The following is a 2,317-nucleotide window of genomic DNA, read 5'->3' on the forward strand; positions in this document are numbered from 1 at the left end:
GTGGGCGCGTGCGGCCGACCGCGCGGCGCGGCGGCGTCCGGTCATGCCCGGGAAGCGTCCGAGGTGTGCCGGCCCACCGCGGCCCGGACGAAATCCAGCACCGGCCCCCTGGCCTCCCCTTCCCGGTGGGCGACGCACACCCAGGTCAACGGAATGTCGGTGACCGGCACATACGTGATGTCCGGCCGCCTGAACTGAGCCGCGGCAGACTCGGGCAGGAACGCCACCCCGCTGCCCGCCGCGACGTGCTCCAGCTTCTCGTCGATCGTGCGGATCGCGGGGCCCCGGCGCGGGCTGCGTCCGTCCGGCCGCGGGTCGACGCCCGCGAACGCCTCCCAGGCCGCGGTCGCCCCGCGGTGGGTGAGCACGGGCTCGTCGGCCAGATCGGTGATGGACACGCCCGTGCGGTCCGCGAGGCGGTGGCCAGCGGGCAGCACCGCCACCCGCGGCTCGGCGTACAGCGGGACGATCGCCAGGCCCCGCTCCGTGATGGGCAGCCGCACGAACGCGACGTCGACGCTGCCGTCCATCAGCGCCTCGGCCTGGTCGTACCGCTCGACCCGGCGTAGTTCGACGGTCACCTCGGGGTGCTCGGCGGCGAAGGCCCGTACTGCGGTGGTGACCGTCACCCCGGCTATGAACCCGACCGTCAGGGTGCGTACCCCGCTGCCCGCCGCGCGGACCCGCCGCACCGCCGTGTCCGCCGCCGCCAGCAGCGCGGCCGACTCGGCTCGCAGCACCGTCCCCGCGTCGGTCAACGAGACCTGGCGGCTGCTGCGGATGAACAGCTCGACGCCCAGCTCGTGCTCCAGCGCGCGGATCTGGCGACTCAGTACCGGCTGCGCGATGAAGAGCCGCTCGGCGGCCCGGCTGAAGTGCAAGTCCTCGGCCACCGCCGCGAAATAGCGCAACTTCCGCAGGTCCACATCCATGGGCGCCTCTCTGACGTCGATCGATGTCCCCAGGGTATCGATCTTCGCGGCAAGAGTCTTGGACACCGCCGGGGCCGCGGGCCACGCTGGGATCACCGCCGGACGTACCGCCGCACACCGGCGGAACGCCCGGAGAACCCGCCCGGCCCCGGCCGGCCCACCCCCTCGCGGAACACTCTGCGACGGCTCCACCGGGCCTGCGTCAGGGCCCGGCATAGTCGTGCATATGGCGAACAGCAGCGGCAACACCACCGAGATCCGACCGTTCAGCATCGACATCCCGCAGGCCGAGCTCGACGAGCTGAACTACCGTCTCTCGCAAGTCCGTTGGACCAACGAGCTGCCTGGCGTGGGCGAGGACTACGGCGTGTCCCTCGACCGCGTCAAGCACTTGGCCGAGTACTGGCGGACCGGCTACGACTGGCGGGCCTGGGAAGCCAAGCTCAACGCGTACCCGCAGTTCACGACCGAGATCGACGGCCAGAACATCCACTTCCTGCACGTGAGCTCACCCGAACCGGACGCCACCGCGCTGATCCTCACCCACGGCTGGCCGGGCTCCATCGTCGAATACCTGGACGTCATAGGTCCGCTCACCGACCCCCGCGCACACGGCAAGGACCCGGCCGACGCCTTCCACCTCGTCATCCCCTCGCTCCCCGGCTTCGGCTTCTCCGGACCGACCGCGGACCGGGGCTGGAACCGCTACCGGACCGCCGAGGCGTGGGCGGAGCTGATGAAGCGGCTCGGCTACGGGTCGTACGGGGCGGTCGGCAACGACGCCGGCTCGTTCGTCGCCCCGGAGCTGGGACGGGTCGACCCCGAGCACGTCAGCGGAGTGCACGTCACCCAGATCTTCTCCTTCCCCTCCGGCGACCCGGCCGAGTTCGAGCAGCTCTCGGCGGAGGAGCTGAAGGCGGTCGAGTTCCTGGCCTGGTTCAACGACAACATGTCCGCGTTCAACAAGCTCCAGTCGACCGCGCCGCAGAACCTGGCGCACGCGCTGGCGGACTCGCCGGTCGGCCAACTGGCCTGGAGCGCCCAACTGCTCGGCGGTCTCAGCGACGACTTCGTGCTCACCAACGTCACCCTGTACTGGCTGACGAACACGGCCGCCTCCTCGGCGCGCTTCTACTACGAGGACTTCCACGCGGAACACCCGAGCGAGCCGACCACCGTCCCGATCGGCCTGGCCAACTTCGCGAACGACTTCAAGTCGATCAGGCCGTTCGCCGAACGCGACCACAAGAACCTCGCGCAATGGCACACCTACGAGGTCGGCGGACACTACGCGGCCCACGAAGTCCCCGAGGTCTTCGCCGACGACGTCAGGGGTTTTTACCGCGCGCTGCGCCGGAGTTGACACGGCGACCTGGCCGCCCGGC

The 2,317-nt window shown here is 70.8% G+C and carries 2 protein-coding genes; one reads left to right on the forward strand and one right to left on the reverse strand.

Annotation, left to right across the window (positions count from 1 at the left end; genetic code table 11):
- Window positions 1-41 precede the first annotated feature (41 nt).
- Window positions 42-932, reverse strand: a complete 891-nt coding sequence (locus QMK28_RS20745) for a LysR family transcriptional regulator (protein ID WP_326440123.1) — start codon at window positions 930-932, stop codon at window positions 42-44.
- A 226-nt stretch (window positions 933-1,158) separates the two neighbouring features.
- Between QMK28_RS20745 and QMK28_RS20750 the strand changes: the two genes are divergently transcribed.
- Complete coding sequence (locus tag QMK28_RS20750) at window positions 1,159-2,295, forward strand: epoxide hydrolase family protein (protein WP_326440125.1); 1,137 nt, start codon at window positions 1,159-1,161, stop codon at window positions 2,293-2,295.
- Window positions 2,296-2,317 lie beyond the last annotated feature (22 nt).

It is taken from the genome of Streptomyces sp. H27-D2, from assembly GCF_035828615.1.
In the GTDB taxonomy this organism is placed as follows: domain Bacteria; phylum Actinomycetota; class Actinomycetes; order Streptomycetales; family Streptomycetaceae; genus Streptomyces.

Coding starts and splice junctions, on each gene's coding strand:
- QMK28_RS20745 (WP_326440123.1), bottom strand. CDS start 932: ATGGATGTGGACCTGCGGAAGTTGCGCTATTTCGCGGCGGTGGCCGAG.
- QMK28_RS20750 (WP_326440125.1), top strand. CDS start 1,159: ATGGCGAACAGCAGCGGCAACACCACCGAGATCCGACCGTTCAGCATC.